Below are 15,362 nucleotides of genomic sequence, written 5' to 3'. Positions count from 1 at the left end.
CTTCATCCCTTCCCCAAAGTATCCGTTTATTCTTCATTCTTTTTTCTGTATGACCGCATCCGCAGCAATATTATGATTACTGCAAGAAGCATGAAAAACATTGTTGATGTTGCAATTGCTGTAAATACAAGGGATCTCTTATTCCGTACCAGCTTTTCGGCAAGAGTTGGTCCCTCTTTTACCTCCTCAGCCTTTATAAACTTAAGAGCTGTAATATTCTGACTGGCATCTACAATGACACAGTCCTTTTTCAGCTCTTCTCTCTTACTGCTGTCTCTAAGAAAATCAAGAAGATTCATTAGCGTATTATCACTGCTTCCAGTCAGAACCAGCAGGCCCCTGTTAAGGGAATAAGGAGATTTTAACAGCTGCATAATCCCGATCTTCCCCGCATATTCCCTGGACAAAACCAACTGCTCATTGCTCTCAAAGGAGGCACCGTCCTGTGTAAACTTAAATGCCAGATTATTATTAATCTGGGAAATAAAAGCATTGCCTTTCAGTGTACCCGCAGTAATTATATTGTAATCTCCATCCTCCCCATTAAATTCTCCCGCTCTTTTCACAAGAAGGGTTCCATAGGGTTTTGCCTCCCCACCATACATTGCCAGAGTCTGTCCAAGCAGATTCAGTTCAACAGAAGTCGGTTCATCACTAAGAATGAGCAGCACATCATTGAATTTTCCATTTCTGCTAAACGGAGATACTCTGGAATCAAAAGACAACGTAATATCAGCAGCAGGCGGCAAAAATATGGCAGATTCCCTGGAGACATAAGCCCATGGCATGTCACTCTGTCTGGGGGTGCAGAGCAAATCAGGAATTTCTAAATCAAATGCTATTTTTAAACTGGACGCAGATGTTCCTGTCACATCCCCTGGCATCTCAAATGTCAGCTCATCTCCGGAAGCCTTTTCCTGGCTGAGGCGCTTACTGGCGCAAGGCACATCTCCCCAAAATACAGTGACCAGAGAACGTTTAAAATCCAGATTTTCACTGTAGCGGAACTTTAAAACTGCTTTACCGCCCTGTGCCAGTACAAAATCTTTTGAAACAGGAAGGTAGATATATTTTTCCTGATGAAACGGTCCTGTATAGGAAAGTCCGCTTCCCATTATATCCTCAAGAGTATAGTTCCACGCAGTCATATCACTTTGTTTTGCCGCATTCACCGCCAGCTCCCCGCTTCCCTTTTCTATGACTGCAAGATTTCCAGTCTCCTGCTTCCGGCGGTTTTCATCCATGAGCATGTCAGCTGCCTCCATAAGGCTTGAATCATCATTTGAAGTAATTATGAGCAGCGGTTTTGAATTGGAATCATCGATAAAATTTACAATTGCATTTCCTGATGAATCCGGGGCCTTTGTCATTTTATCTTTATATTCGGATGGCAGATTGTTATAATCCGATATCAGTAAGGTCTCTGATGGATGATAGTTTTTTAAATCAGAAATCCGGCATAGTTCAATATCATTACTTTTCCCGGTATGCTTACTCAAATCAGCCATCAGGCTCATGGCGGCAGCGACTTCTCCTGATGCGGCTTCATCAGATACGGCAATCACCAGTCCTTTACCAGTGGGCTCATAAGCTGCCATGAACGGATAGGGATAATATGAAATCCTGTGTTCAGGATCTCTGCTTTCATACCCACATCGGATATAGGATGTATCTGCAATGTTCAGCCAGTTGGCATCCGAATAATCGTCCACACAGCCCTGTTCATCAAAAAGTCTTGCATAAGCAGATACAGAAAGCGAATTAAAACCAGTATGAACCTGATCCATGGGAATCTTCACATAGAGAATCTGGGAATTACCATCTTTGTACTCCAGTTTATAAGATTGAACAGGCACATCATTGACAGCAAAGGTAACCGATGATGCCGCACTCTCAATGAGCTGACTGACATCATACTGTATTTTTACATATACATACTTTGTATCCCAGTAATCTTCCACATAAAAATACAGATCTGTGGAAGAATAAATTCCTTTCAACGTTTTCCTGTAGAAAAAGGTATCCTGGGTATGACTGACAGGCTCGTACACTGGTTCATTCTGGTCTGGTATCTGTGCTGAATCAGGATCCGCTGCAGGCAGAACGTGTAACTGGTCCTCTTTTTGAACGGCGGGCGTCATAAGCTGGCTTTCCTGCTGTGCACTCTCCTGTGGTGTTTCCTGAGCAGGTTCAGGAACATTGGCATTGGAGCCGTATGAAGCCAGAGGGTTTGTTATCACGATAAACAGCAGCATAAGAAAGGCGGCGGATATTTTTCGCTGCCCCGCTGTTTTTTTCTTATGTTTATCCGTCAGTATTGTCATATTCGTCTCCTTACTTCCACACCTGCTTCGTATTTTTTGTGACTGTCTCTGCCAATTCCTCAAAACGTTCCGTCTTGTCCCAGACTGTCTCCCTTTGATAAAGTGCATCCCGGATTCCCTGAATAATACCATTAGCTACAACCAGAACCCACATTTTTGCATAAGTAAACAGCATGACAAACGTGAGCAGTATATTATTCAAATTGAATTCATTTCTTTCTACAGATAATGTTATTGATACATTTAATACAAAAAGTAAAATTGCCATCTCCCACAACAGGGAAGAAAATCCGCCTAAGGTAACATGACCAAGCCCGAGAATTCCAATGACAAATATCATGTCCGAGAAAATAAGAGAGCTGAACATCATCAGATAAACCAGGGCGTAATAGATCACATCCAGTCTCATAATGCCTGCCTCAGGATCAAAGGCGTATTTAAAATTACTTTTTAAGACATATAAATTGCCTTTTACCCATCGTGTTCTCTGCTTAAACCATTGTTTCAGTTTCTGTGGTTCCTGCTCCCAGGTGACTGCCTGAGGTATAAATTTGATATAATAACCCATTCTGTATAGACGGAAGCTGATCTCGGTATCCTCTGCAAGTGCGTTTACATCCCAGCCGCCCATCCGGTCAATCAATTCCCGGCGTATCACGTAATTCGTTCCAGGTATGGTACACAATTTAAAAAAGAAATACCGCCCTGCCTGGTTCATGCACTGATAAGCCAGAGTTTCTATGTTTACAAACCTGGTCAGCAGAGATGCATATTTATTTCTGGTGCGGAATTTGCCAATTACGGCTCCCAGCCTGTCGTCTGACATAAGATTTTCCACCAGAATCTTAAGAGCCTGTTTTTCCGGTGTATTATCCGCATCATAGATGGCTATTACGGAACCAGCGGCCATAGAGAGTGCAATATTTAACGCATTGGATTTTCCTTTTCCTCCCACTACATGATCCGTATTGATAACAATAATTCTGGCAGACGGATTCTTTTGCTGAATGGTCTTTAAAACCTGGGCTGAATCATCGTCAGAATTGTCATTCACCACTATGATCTCATACCGGTCCTTTGGATAATCAAATTTTAATAAAGCTTCCATTGTTTTCCTCAGCACGATACTCTCATTGTGGGCAGGAACCATTACCGTTACCATGGGATACTCTAAAACCGGCTGATGTCCGTCCGTACGGTACATTCTCATAATATAGATATAACCCCCTATGGAAAGTACAATATTTAAAAACAGCAGACCCCAAATGGCAAAGATTGAATAGATTGCGAGAACATCAATAAATGACATGGCCCCTCCCTAATCATGAAAGAAGTAGTTTTTCCTGTTTCTATACCTGGCCCAGAGAATCAGGAACAAAAAAAGTACTGAAGTAAGTCCCACTGCAATGACCAGTCTTCTGCTCTGGGACGTTAAATCCCTGGAAAACCGCTGAAGCATATTACGGCGGTAATTATAATGGTCCGGGTAAACAGCAGGAGTAAATTTTAAATCCATTTTTTTATCATTCAGAATCAAATCCCCGTTTTTATAGGTCATCAGCTGCTTATCCATCCAATAACCTTGTTCCATATCCCAGAGACTTTTAAACGGTACAAACGAGTCCCTGCAGGCTTTTACTTTTCTTTCAATTTCTTCATAATCCTCCTGCAGGCTGATGGGTACTGAAGTGGAATAAACTGATACATAGCTGACTTTTGTATCATCTATGGGAATTGATGTTCCCACCCATTGATGTCCGTCTTTGTAAACCTCATTGCTGTTCCTGTTATCAGGCTTTAAATAAGAATCCGTCTCGCTGGAAGTAAAAATTGTTTTAAAATGACTCATGATCTCGATCGTATCCTTTTGAAACATCCAGTTACGGGGCACTTCTAATGCCAGAGGATAAACTCCCTGCTTATTGTATATGATCATCGCCCGGTTGAGATAGTCAAGCATTACGTCTTTATCCAGCCGGTTCATCTGATTAATGGGGGCATTGATGATCACAGCGCCTCCACCTGCCTGTGCGAAACGCAATACTTCACAAAAATGTATCATGGAAGGATAGTCCCCATTTACATACATTGGCATCACAGAGATTACAAACGGAGTTTTTTTCTCGATCAGCAGTTTTACTGTCTTAAGCAGCTTCTCCGGATCTTCATAGGGATAAACCCTGTCTATTAAAATGTACTGTGCATATACGTGAGGACTTCCGTTATACGGCCATTTCCATTGGGATACCTCTTTTATCATGGCAGCCCGTATTAACTGATTGCTTATATCCGCTGCGGATATATGGGTTAATCTTCCGTTTTCAGCGCAAAAATATCCGTTTTTATCATTGACAGTTAACGTTCCGCTGCGATAGGAAGACTTTTTTAAAAATACAAAACAGCTCTCCCTCACCAGGCCGGTCATGCTGTCTAAACCATGAAAGGAATATTTTAACTGTCCCACAGTGCTGCTTAACAGCTCATACTGATCCGATCTCTTTGTATGATCAAGATAGTATTTAAAATACTTATTGCCTGTAAATAAGATATGGGGTGATTCCATTCCTCCGGCTGTAATACCGCTGTTTTCATACTGCTCCAGCCTTTCAGTAAAACCAGCCGGACTCTGATCTAAATCATAACAGATAATATAGGAATACCGGTCCATATACTGCATTTCAAAAGACGCCGGACCATAGCTGATTTTAAAGCTCTGATAGGTCAGAAGCTCCACAAGATCATTTACTGCGGCCATTGTATCTTCACCAGCATTATCACTGTAGATAATCAGGATATCACCCTGGCTTATTTCCTCTGCATAAGCAGTGAAAACACCACCCATGCTGACGAAAGAAAAAACCAGAAACCCGCCCATACATGCCAAAAACTTTCTATACATCATATTGCAGCTCATTCTCAACCCTCTGCTTGAACAGAATCATATTGTTCTCATATATCTCTTTGTTATATTCCAGGCTGGCCATCTTTACTTCGATCTTAATAGCAGCATCAGTAATACCATGAAAGGCTTCCCGATTGGAAATCCGGCTTCTGATCCTTCTCATTGCAATTTCGCTTCCCTCTTTGCCGCAGGTCAGTATGACTGCAAGAGATCCTTTATTATCAATGGAATAAGTTTTGTCTTCCACCCGCACCGTATCCACCACAAGTTCAGCCAGTCTCTGTATGACAAGCTCATAGTTTTGTCTTGATAAAATGCTTTTTAACTCTGCCTCATATTTCAGAACTATGATCATTAAGGAAAGTGACATCTGGTTTCTTTCCGCATAAGCTGCCAGAACATTTAAATCATTGTACAGGCTTCTTAGATTATACAGCTTAGTGAGCGGATTAAGCACGACCAGTTCTTCCACCTGCCTCTTTAAAATATCGTTTTCAAGCTCCAGTCTGTGGGTTCCGGATACAAACATATACATGGCAGCTGCGGAAATAAGCGGTATGATAATCCAGAAATAGCTGTAAGGCGGAATCTCAACATCATAGGAAAGGAATAGATACAACCGGTAAGCTGTATAAAAAGTAATTTCTATTCCTGCCAGAACCAGTGACAGAGAAAACAGCTTAAATCCGGAAATCAGAATTACAAAAAAGGTCCCAAGCAGCATAATAACCGCTTCAGGCATCATGTTTTTTTCCGAATAACTGACTATCATTGCTCCGGCAAACAGACAAAACAGCAAAATCACAAGTCCGAAATCCTGCAGCAGATAACCAAACGAATTTTTACTTGTCATCAGATTTATCTCCTCACATTCCAACACGTAAAGCGGATACTAAACAATTCTCAGCTTATGAAGTAATTCCGCAAAAACACAGTAGGTCATAATATCAATCGACAGCCCTACAAGAAACAGCCTCTGCACCATCTGTGCATCACCGCTGTTAACAATTACCACAATGGACTGGGAAAGCAAAGAAGCCAGGACCATGAAAAGCATATCTAAAAACACCGTATTCCTTCTGTCTTCCAGTGGACGTATGGAAAATCCTCTGAAAAACAAAAAAATAATGGAACCTGTAAGCAAAAATAAATACCCCACAGTTTTGGGTGCAGACAATTCCTTAAAACTGCTCCAGCCTGACCAGAACAGACTCTTTGCTTTCTCCGGGAAGCCTGCCTCTTTCTCATAGTTTCCGCAATTACTTCGTCTCATATCCATCCCCTGTCTGACGGAAACATCAATCATACCAATCAGACTTCCGGGGTGTCTTAAATAATAAACACCAATATCGCGAATCGAATACTGGTCCATAAAGCCATGGTATAAGGAACCGTCACCTGATCTTACAAAAGGCAGATAATCATAGGCAGAAGCATCCGCCAGCAGTTCATAGGAAGGATCAATACCAAACTCCGAAAGAGTCTTTGCAGGATCAGCAGAACTAAACAAAACGCCCCTCGTCATGGCATGTAATTTACTGGTCTCATTAAAATCAGATGGATAACCCAGAATGCAAATAAACGATAGCAGACTCAGCATAAAAGCTCCTGCGACGCAGCCTCCTCCCCAGATAAAGCTTCTGCGGACAGAGATCAGACGAATAACCGGGACTGCAAGGATAAAACCCATTACAGCACATTGCCGTCGGGAACTGACCAGTACACTTCCTGATACCAGAATCAGAATCAGGGCAGATAAATCTTTGTACACAGAACACTTATTCTGAAAAGACATAAATCCTCCCACACAATATAGCATGGCAAGAAACCATAATGCCTCCGGATAAAAAGAATTAAAATAAGTCACATACCCTACATCTGAAAAAATGATCAGTCCCGCTCCTGCGATCAGAAATCCTTCCGAGAAGCTCTTCACTCGTTCACAAGTCTGCCGGACAATGAGATACAAAGCAGGAAGATACAGCAGAAAATAGATCAAACCCAAAAAACGGATATCAAAAATACTGTCTCTTGTAAACAGGTAATCAAGTGCCTTTGCTGTCTTTAAAAAGATTAGCTGGCTATTCCATACCTTCCCCGGAACCTCCGCTCCAGATGCAACTTCTGTATAAGTTTTATTAAAATAATTCCCGTAATTCTGTTCCGGATCTTTTTCCATATAATAAATTCCGGCAGATCTCATCACTTCATCTGTGGAACCGTCATTTGCCACACCAAGATAATTAGGCAGAAAAAGAATCAAAATTGTTGTCATCGCTGCAATGACTGTAACAGCAAAAGCAAGAAACGCAGGAGAATATTTTCCTTCCATAACGGTATTAATCTTCTTTATCCTGCTTCTTACTCTCTGCAAAAATTTTATTAAAAATGTAATATAGGAAGCAGCTCCTTTATCCTCACGCTTCTTCATGCTCTATCTCCGCCAGATCATTTACCTCAATCGCATATCTGGGTCTCTCCTTTACCTCAACATAGATCTTTCCCACATACGTGCCAATGAGTCCCACCGATAAAAGCTGCACTCCACCGATAAACCAGATGGATAAGATGGTAGAAGTCCATCCTGCAACCACTCTCCCCGTAATAAAGGAATAAAATGCATACACAGCTGCACAGATACTGCAAAGAACAATGATCAGACCTAAATCCGTTATCATACGGATGGGCTGTATACTGAATGAAGTAATTCCTTCAAAAGCCATGGTAAGCATCTTGCCCAGTGAATATTTTGACTCACCTGCAACACGGGATTTTCGATCATACGTTACTGTAGCTGACGGATATCCAATCAAAGGAACAATTCCTCTTAAAAACAGGTTTCGTTCCTTATACTGGGAAAACTGCTCCAGCGCTCTTTTGGACATAAGACGATAGTCCGCATGATTATAAACAATATGAATCTTCATCAGCTGCATCAGTCTGTAAAAACCAAGGGCAGTGAACTTTTTAAATAAGGTATCTGTGTCACGCCTTTTTCGTACACCATATACGATATCATTTCCCTGAAGATATAAGTCCACCATTTCTTCAATAACAGAGACATCATCCTGTAAGTCGGCATCTATTGAAATAACCATATCCGCATAATACATGGCTGTTAAAAGACCAGCTGTCAAAGCGTTCTGGTGCCCTGTATTTCTGGCAAGTTTTAAACCAAAGACAAGGGGAGACTGCTTTCGGAAATTCTCAATCATATTCCAGGTGCTGTCTTTGCTGCCGTCATCCACATAAAGAAGAAAACTGGATTTATCAATTTTATCTGACTTCACGAGCCGGGCCACAACCCCGGTCAATTCCGCATTGGTGTACAAAAGCGCCTGTTCCTCGTTATAGCATGGTACAACAATACAAAGTTTGTTCATACGACCTACTCCTTTCGGTCACACTTCATACAATAAAGCATTTATCTGGTAGTTTACGTGAAAGTGAAGGTTTCTAACCAATCCATTCATAATTTTACTTTATCCATGAATTAAGAACAGCAACATAAGAATTCAAAAATGTCTGTCAGCAGGTTAGTTAAGGTTAGGGAAAATATTAGTAAAAGAAGTAACGTTAAGACTACCGAAAGATCATCGGCAGTTTTTTCTTTCGCAGTATAATCATTTAATAAAACAGTATTTGAATTGAATTTAACCAGATAAAAAATATAGAATGAATCTATATCATGATATGGAGAGTCGGGAAAAGTTAATGTTGTTTCTCACTCACAGCTCTTACCAAATACATGTTCACATAATGTCTTGTATTCCTGATAAGCACCAAACTTTTCTAATTCACTTAAGAGTCTGGCTATATTTAAATAATACCAGGCATGCTGGGATTTATCTTTTTCATTAAAGCGCTGCCAGATCTCATCACCCATAAGAAGGTAATCTCTTGCAGTTGTTCTCAGATTGCTAAGCTTGTCCGCCAATACAAGAATCTTAATCTCCTCTGAGGCTTGTTCCAGGTGCTTTAATGTCGCACTTTTGCGTTCTTTCCAGCTTTTGGTCTTATCTTCTGTCTCTTCCATGACAAGCCGTGCAACCCGGCATCCGAATTCCTTTTCCAGCTGTGATTTCGTAACGCCTGCATCCTCAATCACATCATGCAGCAGCGCAGCGCAGATTATTTCCTGGTCTGAAGTCATTAATGATGCAATCACTGCCGTCTCCAAAGGATGGACAATATAAGGGATATGAGTTCCCTTCCGCCAGGTCCCCTCATGGCATTTGCTCGCAAATGCAACAGCTTTCTCCACCATACCTGATCTCCTTATCTTTTTTTTTATACTAACACAAATTGTGACAATTTAACAGTCCGTATTGTAAAATAACTTAATTATTTATACTATTAATGAAAATAAGATTAGCACACATGCAGCAAATAGTATATAATATAACTATACATTAAAATACTTATTTGTACAAAGGAGAAAAGTGATGAAAAAAATAAAATTGCTGATATCAACTATAGTAATCATGACAGCAATGAACATTACGGTTTTCGCAGGTCAGTGGAAACAGGATAACACAGGCTGGTGGTATCAAAACGATGACGGCAGTTATCCCGTTAATGCATGGTTTCAGGATACAGATTATAAATGGTATTATTTCAATAATTCCGGTTATATGCAGACTTCCCCTATCACACTTGCAGAAGGTGTAACTTACACATTTGACGCTGACGGCAGCTGCCCGAGCCGCTGGTCCGGAGCTGCAAATCAGTCTTATTACGATCCTAACAGCGGAACTGTTAAAAATGTAGGTGCAGAACTTGCTATGAGAGATTATATCAATCGTATCAATGAAATGGAGAATTGGGAGACTGAAGAGGACGATTAAAACAGCCTCAGGCTTTTTAATAATACAAAAGAAAAAAGAGGAAAAAGTATGAAAAAAAAATGGTTAATTCCTGCATTATGTTTGGCAGCTATCAGCCTGTCCGCCTGCGGCAGTAAGGCTTCCACTGCTTCAGCCGATAATTCCCAGGTAGAAAGTTTAAAGGCCCAGGTAGAAGAATTGAAGCAGGAAAATGCTGATTTAAAGGCTCAGCTTGAGACAGTACCCGAAACCACAGTGGAAGAAACAAAGGCCGTTCAAAACGGAACACCTATAGCAGTTGGCGGAGTAATTACGACCGATGCCATGGAGATCACAATTAATAAAGCAGAACTATCATACGATGTTCTTCCAGATGATACTTCCGGATTCTACACCCATTATGCAGCTGACCCAGGCAATGTTTATATTCATTTGGATGTTGATGTTAAGAATCTTGGTAAGCAAAATTTACCGTGTGATGAGATCATGAAAACAACAGCAGATTATAACGGCGGATATACCTATGGCGGACAGGCCGTACCAGAAGACGGGAATACCGGATTTACCTATGCCAACATTACATCTATAAGCCCCCTTCAGACGTTAGGAGTACATTTCCTGTTTCAATGTCCGCAAGAGGTGGCAGAATCTCAAAATCCGCTCTCTATTATACTGGAGCCATCTGGCACCAAAGACAGCTATGTTCTGACTATAAGATAAGTATAAAAACCGCCCAGAGATGGGCGTGTTTTTTTAATTAGTCAAAAGCTTTTAAACACGCATAAAAACGGCGTTTCGTAAGAATAAATTAAATTATTACAATTTCCCGTATAAACTTGTAAGATCCCCCAATTTCTGCTATGCTAGGTAACGGAATAATTATCAGGAGGAATTTGAATTCATATGAATCAGTATAACAATCAACCCAGACCGGACCGCCGCAGGACAAGCTCCGGATACCGGCGTGACAGCGGAAAAAGCGGTTTTCTTTCGGTCCTTCTGTTTTATGTGCTTCCTTTCATCGTAATTAACGGACTCATCTTTTTACTTGTAACCTCCAGTCCGAAAGCGGAGATTACCATTGGTGAAAGCAGCGATTATATCACAACTACGATGGAATTAAAGGTCAAATCCCTTCTTCCCATAAAAACCATGGAAGTCGCCCTGGACAGCACTCCTATTGAGTTAACTAAAACAGGGGGAAAAACCTACAAAGCCACATTAACCAATAATGGCATGCTGGAAGTGAAATTAACCGGATTTAACAAAATGAAAACAGCTATGTATGAACAGGTCAGTGTACTGGATGATACCCCTCCTGCCGTTAAAGATAATGTACTGGAGAATGGCATTCTTTCATTCCGCCTGGAAGATACCCAGTCCGGCGTGGATTATTCCTCCATTGCAGCCTCTGACGAGGAGAACACCGATATTCTTCCCCTTTCTATTGACCGCAGTACCGGACTTGTGACATTTGAAATTAAGAAAGAGAATATCACCATTACCGCCAGGGACAAGATCGGCAATGAACTTCATGTTACCTTCACACCTCAGGGAGAAAGCTTTGAGGATGCTGAGATGGAAAACGAGGAAGCCGAAGAAAATGGGGACGCTGTGGAAACTGAAGCCACCGGGGAAACAACGGCAACGAAAGATACCAAAGCCGCTAAAGATACCACGACTGCTAAAGATGCCAAGGCTGCTAAAGATACCACAGCTGCCAAAGTAACGAAAGAAACCGTTAAAAATACAGACACTTCTAAATCTCAGTCGAAATCAAACACTGTTAAAAAGAAAAATTAATTTATAAAGGCAAAAAAACAGATCCGTGCTTATAACAGGCACGGATCCGTTTTTTATTTTCGTCCATAAAGTAATGCCAAATCTCTGCATTTATTAATAAGGTCCTCCGTTATCTCCCCCTGTTTCAAACGCCACTTCCAATTGTTCCCCAGCGTAGACGGTTCATTCATTCTTCCTTCTCTGCCAGTACCTAAATAGTCCTGAACCGGTATCACAGCAAGGTCTGCCACACTTGCAAGGGCAAGCCTGATAAAATCCCAGTGAACCTCGTCATCAGGAGTATTCCAGTTGTTTAGATATCTGCGGCTGAAATTCCGGTCCGCCCCGGAAAGGTCCTCATACCAGCTTCTTAAGGTCTGGTTATCATGGGTGCCGGTGTAAACAACACAATTTTTCGAATAATTATGGGGAAGATAAATGCTTTCACCATTGGCATCAAAAGCAAATTCCAGAACCTTCATGCCTGGCAGACCTGTTTCTGAAAGCAGATTCAGTACTGACGGAGTCAGAAACCCAAGGTCTTCCGCAATAATATCAAGTTTTCCGAATTTCTCCTCTAAACGCTGAAACAGCTGGATGCCTGGTCCCTTTTCCCATGTCCCTACCATGGCATCTTCTCTGTCTGCAGGAACACGGTAATATTCATCAAAGCCCCGGAAGTGATCCACCCTTACCGTATCATACAGACGAAAACTGTATTCCAGACGTTTCATCCACCACTCATACCCCGTCTCCTTATGATAGTCCCAGCGGTAAAGGGGATTGCCCCACAGCTGGCCTGCAGCGGCGAACGCATCCGGCGGACAGCCGGCAACTGCCTCCGGATATCCGCTTTCATCAAACTGAAAAAGCTCCGGGTGCCCCCAGGCATCTGCGCTGTCAAACGCCACGTAAATAGGCAGATCACCGATGATCCGGATCCTCTGTTCACCGGCATAGGTCTTTAATTTCTTCCATTGTTCCCAAAATTTGACCTGAAGAAATATATAAAAACCTGTTTCATCCGCAAGAGCCTTCTTATAATATTCCACAGCCGCTTCTTCTTTTAAGCGGATATCCTCATCCCATTCTATCCAGCTTTTTCCCTGAAAATGATCCTTCAACGCCATATATAAACAATACCATACCGTTTCCTCACCCAGAGTTTCCTGAAAGTTTACGGCAGAATTCCCTTTATCTTTCCATGACGCATATGCCTGCCTCAATAAAGGATAACGGTTTTCATATATCTTTTCATAATCTACAGATGAGGCATTATCTCCAAAGTCCTGTAAATCACACTGCTCCCCCGAAATCAATTCCTCCCTGACCAGTTCTTCCAGATCAATAAAATATGGATTCCCTGCAAAGGAAGAAAAGGACTGGTAGGGAGAATCCCCATACCCCGTAGGCCCCAGGGGCAGAATCTGCCAGTAATGCTGTCCCGCCTTTTTTAACAGATCAATCCATTCATATGCCTCTTTTGAAAACGCTCCGATTCCGTACTTGGACGGAAGGCTTGAAACCGGAAGCAACATACCGCATTTCCGCATAAACCAGTCTCCTTTATCCACACATTTTTCCAATGTTTCAACAATCTTATGGGTTAACAATAGCATAAAGCCACAGGAATGGCAACCATTGCCTTCCCAGGATATTTCTGTAAAAAAATCATAGGAATTTCGACCCGGAATGTTAAGAGAAAAGAAATACTAATTCCTCTGTTTTCCTGTAGAATAAAGATGTCACAACAACGCGGAAACTACTATAAAATCAGGAGGATTTAATTATGAGAAGAATGAATAAAACACTGGCAGCAGCAGCTGCTGCAGCCACAGTTCTCGGCTTAACTGCCTGCGCTCAGACAGCCGGTGCTTCTGCCCCCGCCCCTCAAGCGGTTGTAAACGCTCAGAACCAGAACAATATACAGGTACAAAGTCAGGAAGAAGTAAAAGTCGTTCCTGACAAAGCAGAAGTCAGTTTTGCAGTTTCCTCCCAGGCTGCAGATCCAAAATCAGTTCAGGATTTAAACAGCACTGATGTGAATAAAGTAATCGGCTTTTTGAAAAGCTCCGGTATTGATGAAAAATCCATTCAGACCTCCAATTTCGGTCTTCAGCCCATTTATGACTGGAATGATGGACAAAAGATAACCGGATACGAGATGCGAACAGGCATTGTTGTATCAGATATTCCTATGGATCAGGTAGGTACGCTCCTCACCTCTTCCATCGATGCAGGTATCAACAACATTGACCGTATATCTTACCTGTCCAGCAAATATGATGAGTCCTATCAGGAAGCCTTAAAAAAGGCAGTTGAGTCCTCAAAAGTAAAAGCTGAGGCTATGGCAGCTGCAAGCGGAAAATCCCTTGGCGAAGTTACAAATGTACAGGAAATCAGTTCTTACAATGAGAACCGGTATACAACTTATGCTGCAGACTCCGCCACTGGTTCCCTGGAGGCAGGCGCCAAACAAATAGCAATTGAACCTGGTCAGATCAGCATTACAGCGCAGGTTACCGTAACCTATAGTATTAAATAATAAAAGCTGCTGCTGCACGCTCAGAGATATCTCCTGGAACATGCTGCAGCAGCTTTCTTTTTATCTTCCCCCGTCTTTAATATGAACATCCAGCTGGCTGTAAGGGATCTCAATCCCCGCTTCATCAAACTCCAGCTTAATCCTCTCTAAAATCTTCCACCTTGCAGTCCAGTAGTCTTCCACTGAAGTCCAGCCTCGTCCCCCGATGGTTACCGAATTGGAGGATAAATCATTGACGAAGATATCAACCGGTTCTTCCTTTTTCACCTCAGGCTGACTGTTAAAAATGGATTCCAGCAGCTCTTTCGCTTTCTTTAAATCCGCCCCATAACCGATCTCTACAAGAATATCCAGTCTGCGCTTATCCATGGCTGTCACATTGGTAAGGGGTGAGTTGGAAAGAGTTCCGTTTGGTATTACCACCTGTTTATTATCTGCCGTGTTGAGAACAGTGTAGACCAGACCGATGGTACGGACGGTTCCTTCCCCTGATTGTGATACAATGTAATCACCCACCCGAAATGGCTTCATAAGAAGGATCAGTACTCCTCCCGCAAAATTTGCCAGACTTCCCTGAACAGCCAGACCAATGGCAATACTGGCAGAACCCAGAAGCGCCACGATGGAAGCGGAATTCACTCCAATCTGACCTGCAATGATAAATGCCAGAAGGCAATACATGACCGCATTTAAAACAGAAAGAAGGAATTTTCTTACACTTACCTCCATATCCACTCTTTTAAAAGAACGGTTCAGCATACCATGCAAAACCTTAATCACTCTGGATCCGATGAAAAAAATCAAAAGTGCCAGTAAGAGTTTAATGCCAAATGCAATGATTGCCGGCAGCCAGCCTTTTATCGTATCCATCAAAACATTGGGTTTTAATTGTTCTAAATTTTCCTGTACTTCCTGCTGCAGTGCTGCAAGGGACTCCTGAGACGCTGTAGCGGCAATCCAATGATCTATCATGTCAGATTCTC

At 41.9% G+C, this 15,362-nt stretch carries 13 protein-coding genes; 4 read left to right on the top strand and 9 right to left on the bottom strand.

The genetic code is table 11. The features are described from left to right. Positions 1-26 precede the first annotated feature (26 nt). From V7D18_RS04135 to V7D18_RS04105, 7 genes are all read right to left on the bottom strand, one after another. Positions 27-2,324 carry a cellulose biosynthesis cyclic di-GMP-binding regulatory protein BcsB gene (locus V7D18_RS04135; protein WP_426151730.1) on the bottom strand — a complete coding sequence of 766 codons (2,298 nt, stop codon included), beginning with the start codon at positions 2,322-2,324 and terminating at the stop codon, positions 27-29. A 10-nt stretch (positions 2,325-2,334) separates the two neighbouring features. Continuing rightward, a complete protein-coding gene (locus tag V7D18_RS04130) occupies positions 2,335-3,633 on the bottom strand; it encodes a glycosyltransferase (RefSeq protein WP_426151728.1) in 1,299 nt (432 codons plus the stop codon). 9 nt (positions 3,634-3,642) lie between these two features. Continuing rightward, entirely contained in the window at positions 3,643-5,226 is a 1,584-nt protein-coding gene (locus V7D18_RS04125) for a DUF2334 domain-containing protein (protein ID WP_426151726.1), read from the bottom strand. Continuing rightward, positions 5,216-6,079 carry a diguanylate cyclase domain-containing protein gene (locus tag V7D18_RS04120; RefSeq protein ID WP_426151724.1) on the bottom strand — a complete coding sequence of 288 codons (864 nt, stop codon included), beginning with the start codon at positions 6,077-6,079 and terminating at the stop codon, positions 5,216-5,218. The genes V7D18_RS04125 and V7D18_RS04120 overlap by 11 nt, the downstream gene beginning before the upstream one ends. A 39-nt stretch (positions 6,080-6,118) precedes the next feature. Continuing rightward, positions 6,119-7,657 (bottom strand): hypothetical protein, encoded by a 1,539-nt coding sequence (locus tag V7D18_RS04115; protein ID WP_426151722.1) that lies wholly within the window; start codon positions 7,655-7,657, stop codon positions 6,119-6,121. Further along, complete coding sequence (locus V7D18_RS04110; RefSeq protein ID WP_426151720.1) at positions 7,644-8,609, bottom strand: glycosyltransferase family 2 protein; 966 nt, start codon at positions 8,607-8,609, stop codon at positions 7,644-7,646. The genes V7D18_RS04115 and V7D18_RS04110 overlap by 14 nt, the downstream gene beginning before the upstream one ends. 341 nt (positions 8,610-8,950) lie before the next feature. Continuing rightward, positions 8,951-9,493: an HD domain-containing protein gene (locus tag V7D18_RS04105; protein ID WP_426151719.1), complete on the bottom strand. Its 543-nt coding sequence runs from the start codon at positions 9,491-9,493 to the stop codon at positions 8,951-8,953. 178 nt (positions 9,494-9,671) lie between these two features. Between V7D18_RS04105 and V7D18_RS04100 the strand changes: the two genes are divergently transcribed. From V7D18_RS04100 to V7D18_RS04090, 3 genes are all read left to right on the top strand, one after another. After that, the gene (locus V7D18_RS04100; protein WP_426151717.1) at positions 9,672-10,073 is read left to right on the top strand and encodes a hypothetical protein; all 402 of its coding nucleotides are present in this window, start codon (positions 9,672-9,674) and stop codon (positions 10,071-10,073) included. 48 nt (positions 10,074-10,121) lie between these two features. After that, complete coding sequence (locus V7D18_RS04095; protein ID WP_426151716.1) at positions 10,122-10,772, top strand: hypothetical protein; 651 nt, start codon at positions 10,122-10,124, stop codon at positions 10,770-10,772. Between the two features lie 183 nt (positions 10,773-10,955). Beyond that, positions 10,956-11,855: a hypothetical protein gene (locus V7D18_RS04090; protein ID WP_426151714.1), complete on the top strand. Its 900-nt coding sequence runs from the start codon at positions 10,956-10,958 to the stop codon at positions 11,853-11,855. A 53-nt stretch (positions 11,856-11,908) separates the two neighbouring features. On the opposite strand, the gene malQ is transcribed toward V7D18_RS04090, so the two are convergent. Beyond that, positions 11,909-13,387, bottom strand: coding sequence for a 4-alpha-glucanotransferase (gene malQ / locus V7D18_RS04085; RefSeq protein ID WP_426151712.1), 1,479 nt, complete (start codon positions 13,385-13,387; stop codon positions 11,909-11,911). 236 nt (positions 13,388-13,623) lie between these two features. Here malQ and V7D18_RS04080 point away from each other — a divergent pair, with 236 nt between their 5' ends. Next, positions 13,624-14,379 carry an SIMPL domain-containing protein gene (locus tag V7D18_RS04080; RefSeq protein ID WP_426151710.1) on the top strand — a complete coding sequence of 252 codons (756 nt, stop codon included), beginning with the start codon at positions 13,624-13,626 and terminating at the stop codon, positions 14,377-14,379. 60 nt (positions 14,380-14,439) lie between these two features. Here V7D18_RS04080 and V7D18_RS04075 read toward each other — a convergent pair whose 3' ends face one another. Beyond that, positions 14,440-15,351: a mechanosensitive ion channel family protein gene (locus V7D18_RS04075; protein WP_426151708.1), complete on the bottom strand. Its 912-nt coding sequence runs from the start codon at positions 15,349-15,351 to the stop codon at positions 14,440-14,442. Positions 15,352-15,362 lie beyond the last annotated feature (11 nt).

The organism is Lacrimispora sp. 38-1 (genome assembly GCF_049890855.1).
Taxonomy (GTDB): Bacteria; Bacillota; Clostridia; order Lachnospirales; family Lachnospiraceae; genus Lacrimispora.
The sequence above is the reverse complement of the archived record's forward strand: the minus strand, read 5'-3'. Positions and strand labels throughout refer to the sequence as shown.

Excerpts from the sequence above, each read along its gene's own strand:
- V7D18_RS04135 (WP_426151730.1), bottom strand. The coding sequence starts at position 2,324 with ATGACAATACTGACGGATAAACATAAGAAAAAAACAGCGGGGCAGCGA.
- V7D18_RS04130 (WP_426151728.1), bottom strand. The coding sequence starts at position 3,633 with ATGTCATTTATTGATGTTCTCGCAATCTATTCAATCTTTGCCATTTGG.
- V7D18_RS04125 (WP_426151726.1), bottom strand. The coding sequence starts at position 5,226 with ATGATGTATAGAAAGTTTTTGGCATGTATGGGCGGGTTTCTGGTTTTT.
- V7D18_RS04120 (WP_426151724.1), bottom strand. The coding sequence starts at position 6,079 with ATGACAAGTAAAAATTCGTTTGGTTATCTGCTGCAGGATTTCGGACTT.
- V7D18_RS04115 (WP_426151722.1), bottom strand. The coding sequence starts at position 7,657 with ATGAAGAAGCGTGAGGATAAAGGAGCTGCTTCCTATATTACATTTTTA.
- V7D18_RS04110 (WP_426151720.1), bottom strand. The coding sequence starts at position 8,609 with ATGAACAAACTTTGTATTGTTGTACCATGCTATAACGAGGAACAGGCG.
- V7D18_RS04105 (WP_426151719.1), bottom strand. The coding sequence starts at position 9,493 with ATGGTGGAGAAAGCTGTTGCATTTGCGAGCAAATGCCATGAGGGGACC.
- V7D18_RS04100 (WP_426151717.1), top strand. The coding sequence starts at position 9,672 with ATGAAAAAAATAAAATTGCTGATATCAACTATAGTAATCATGACAGCA.
- V7D18_RS04095 (WP_426151716.1), top strand. The coding sequence starts at position 10,122 with ATGAAAAAAAAATGGTTAATTCCTGCATTATGTTTGGCAGCTATCAGC.
- V7D18_RS04090 (WP_426151714.1), top strand. The coding sequence starts at position 10,956 with ATGAATCAGTATAACAATCAACCCAGACCGGACCGCCGCAGGACAAGC.
- malQ (WP_426151712.1), bottom strand. The coding sequence starts at position 13,387 with ATGCGGAAATGCGGTATGTTGCTTCCGGTTTCAAGCCTTCCGTCCAAG.
- V7D18_RS04080 (WP_426151710.1), top strand. The coding sequence starts at position 13,624 with ATGAGAAGAATGAATAAAACACTGGCAGCAGCAGCTGCTGCAGCCACA.
- V7D18_RS04075 (WP_426151708.1), bottom strand. The coding sequence starts at position 15,351 with ATGATAGATCATTGGATTGCCGCTACAGCGTCTCAGGAGTCCCTTGCA.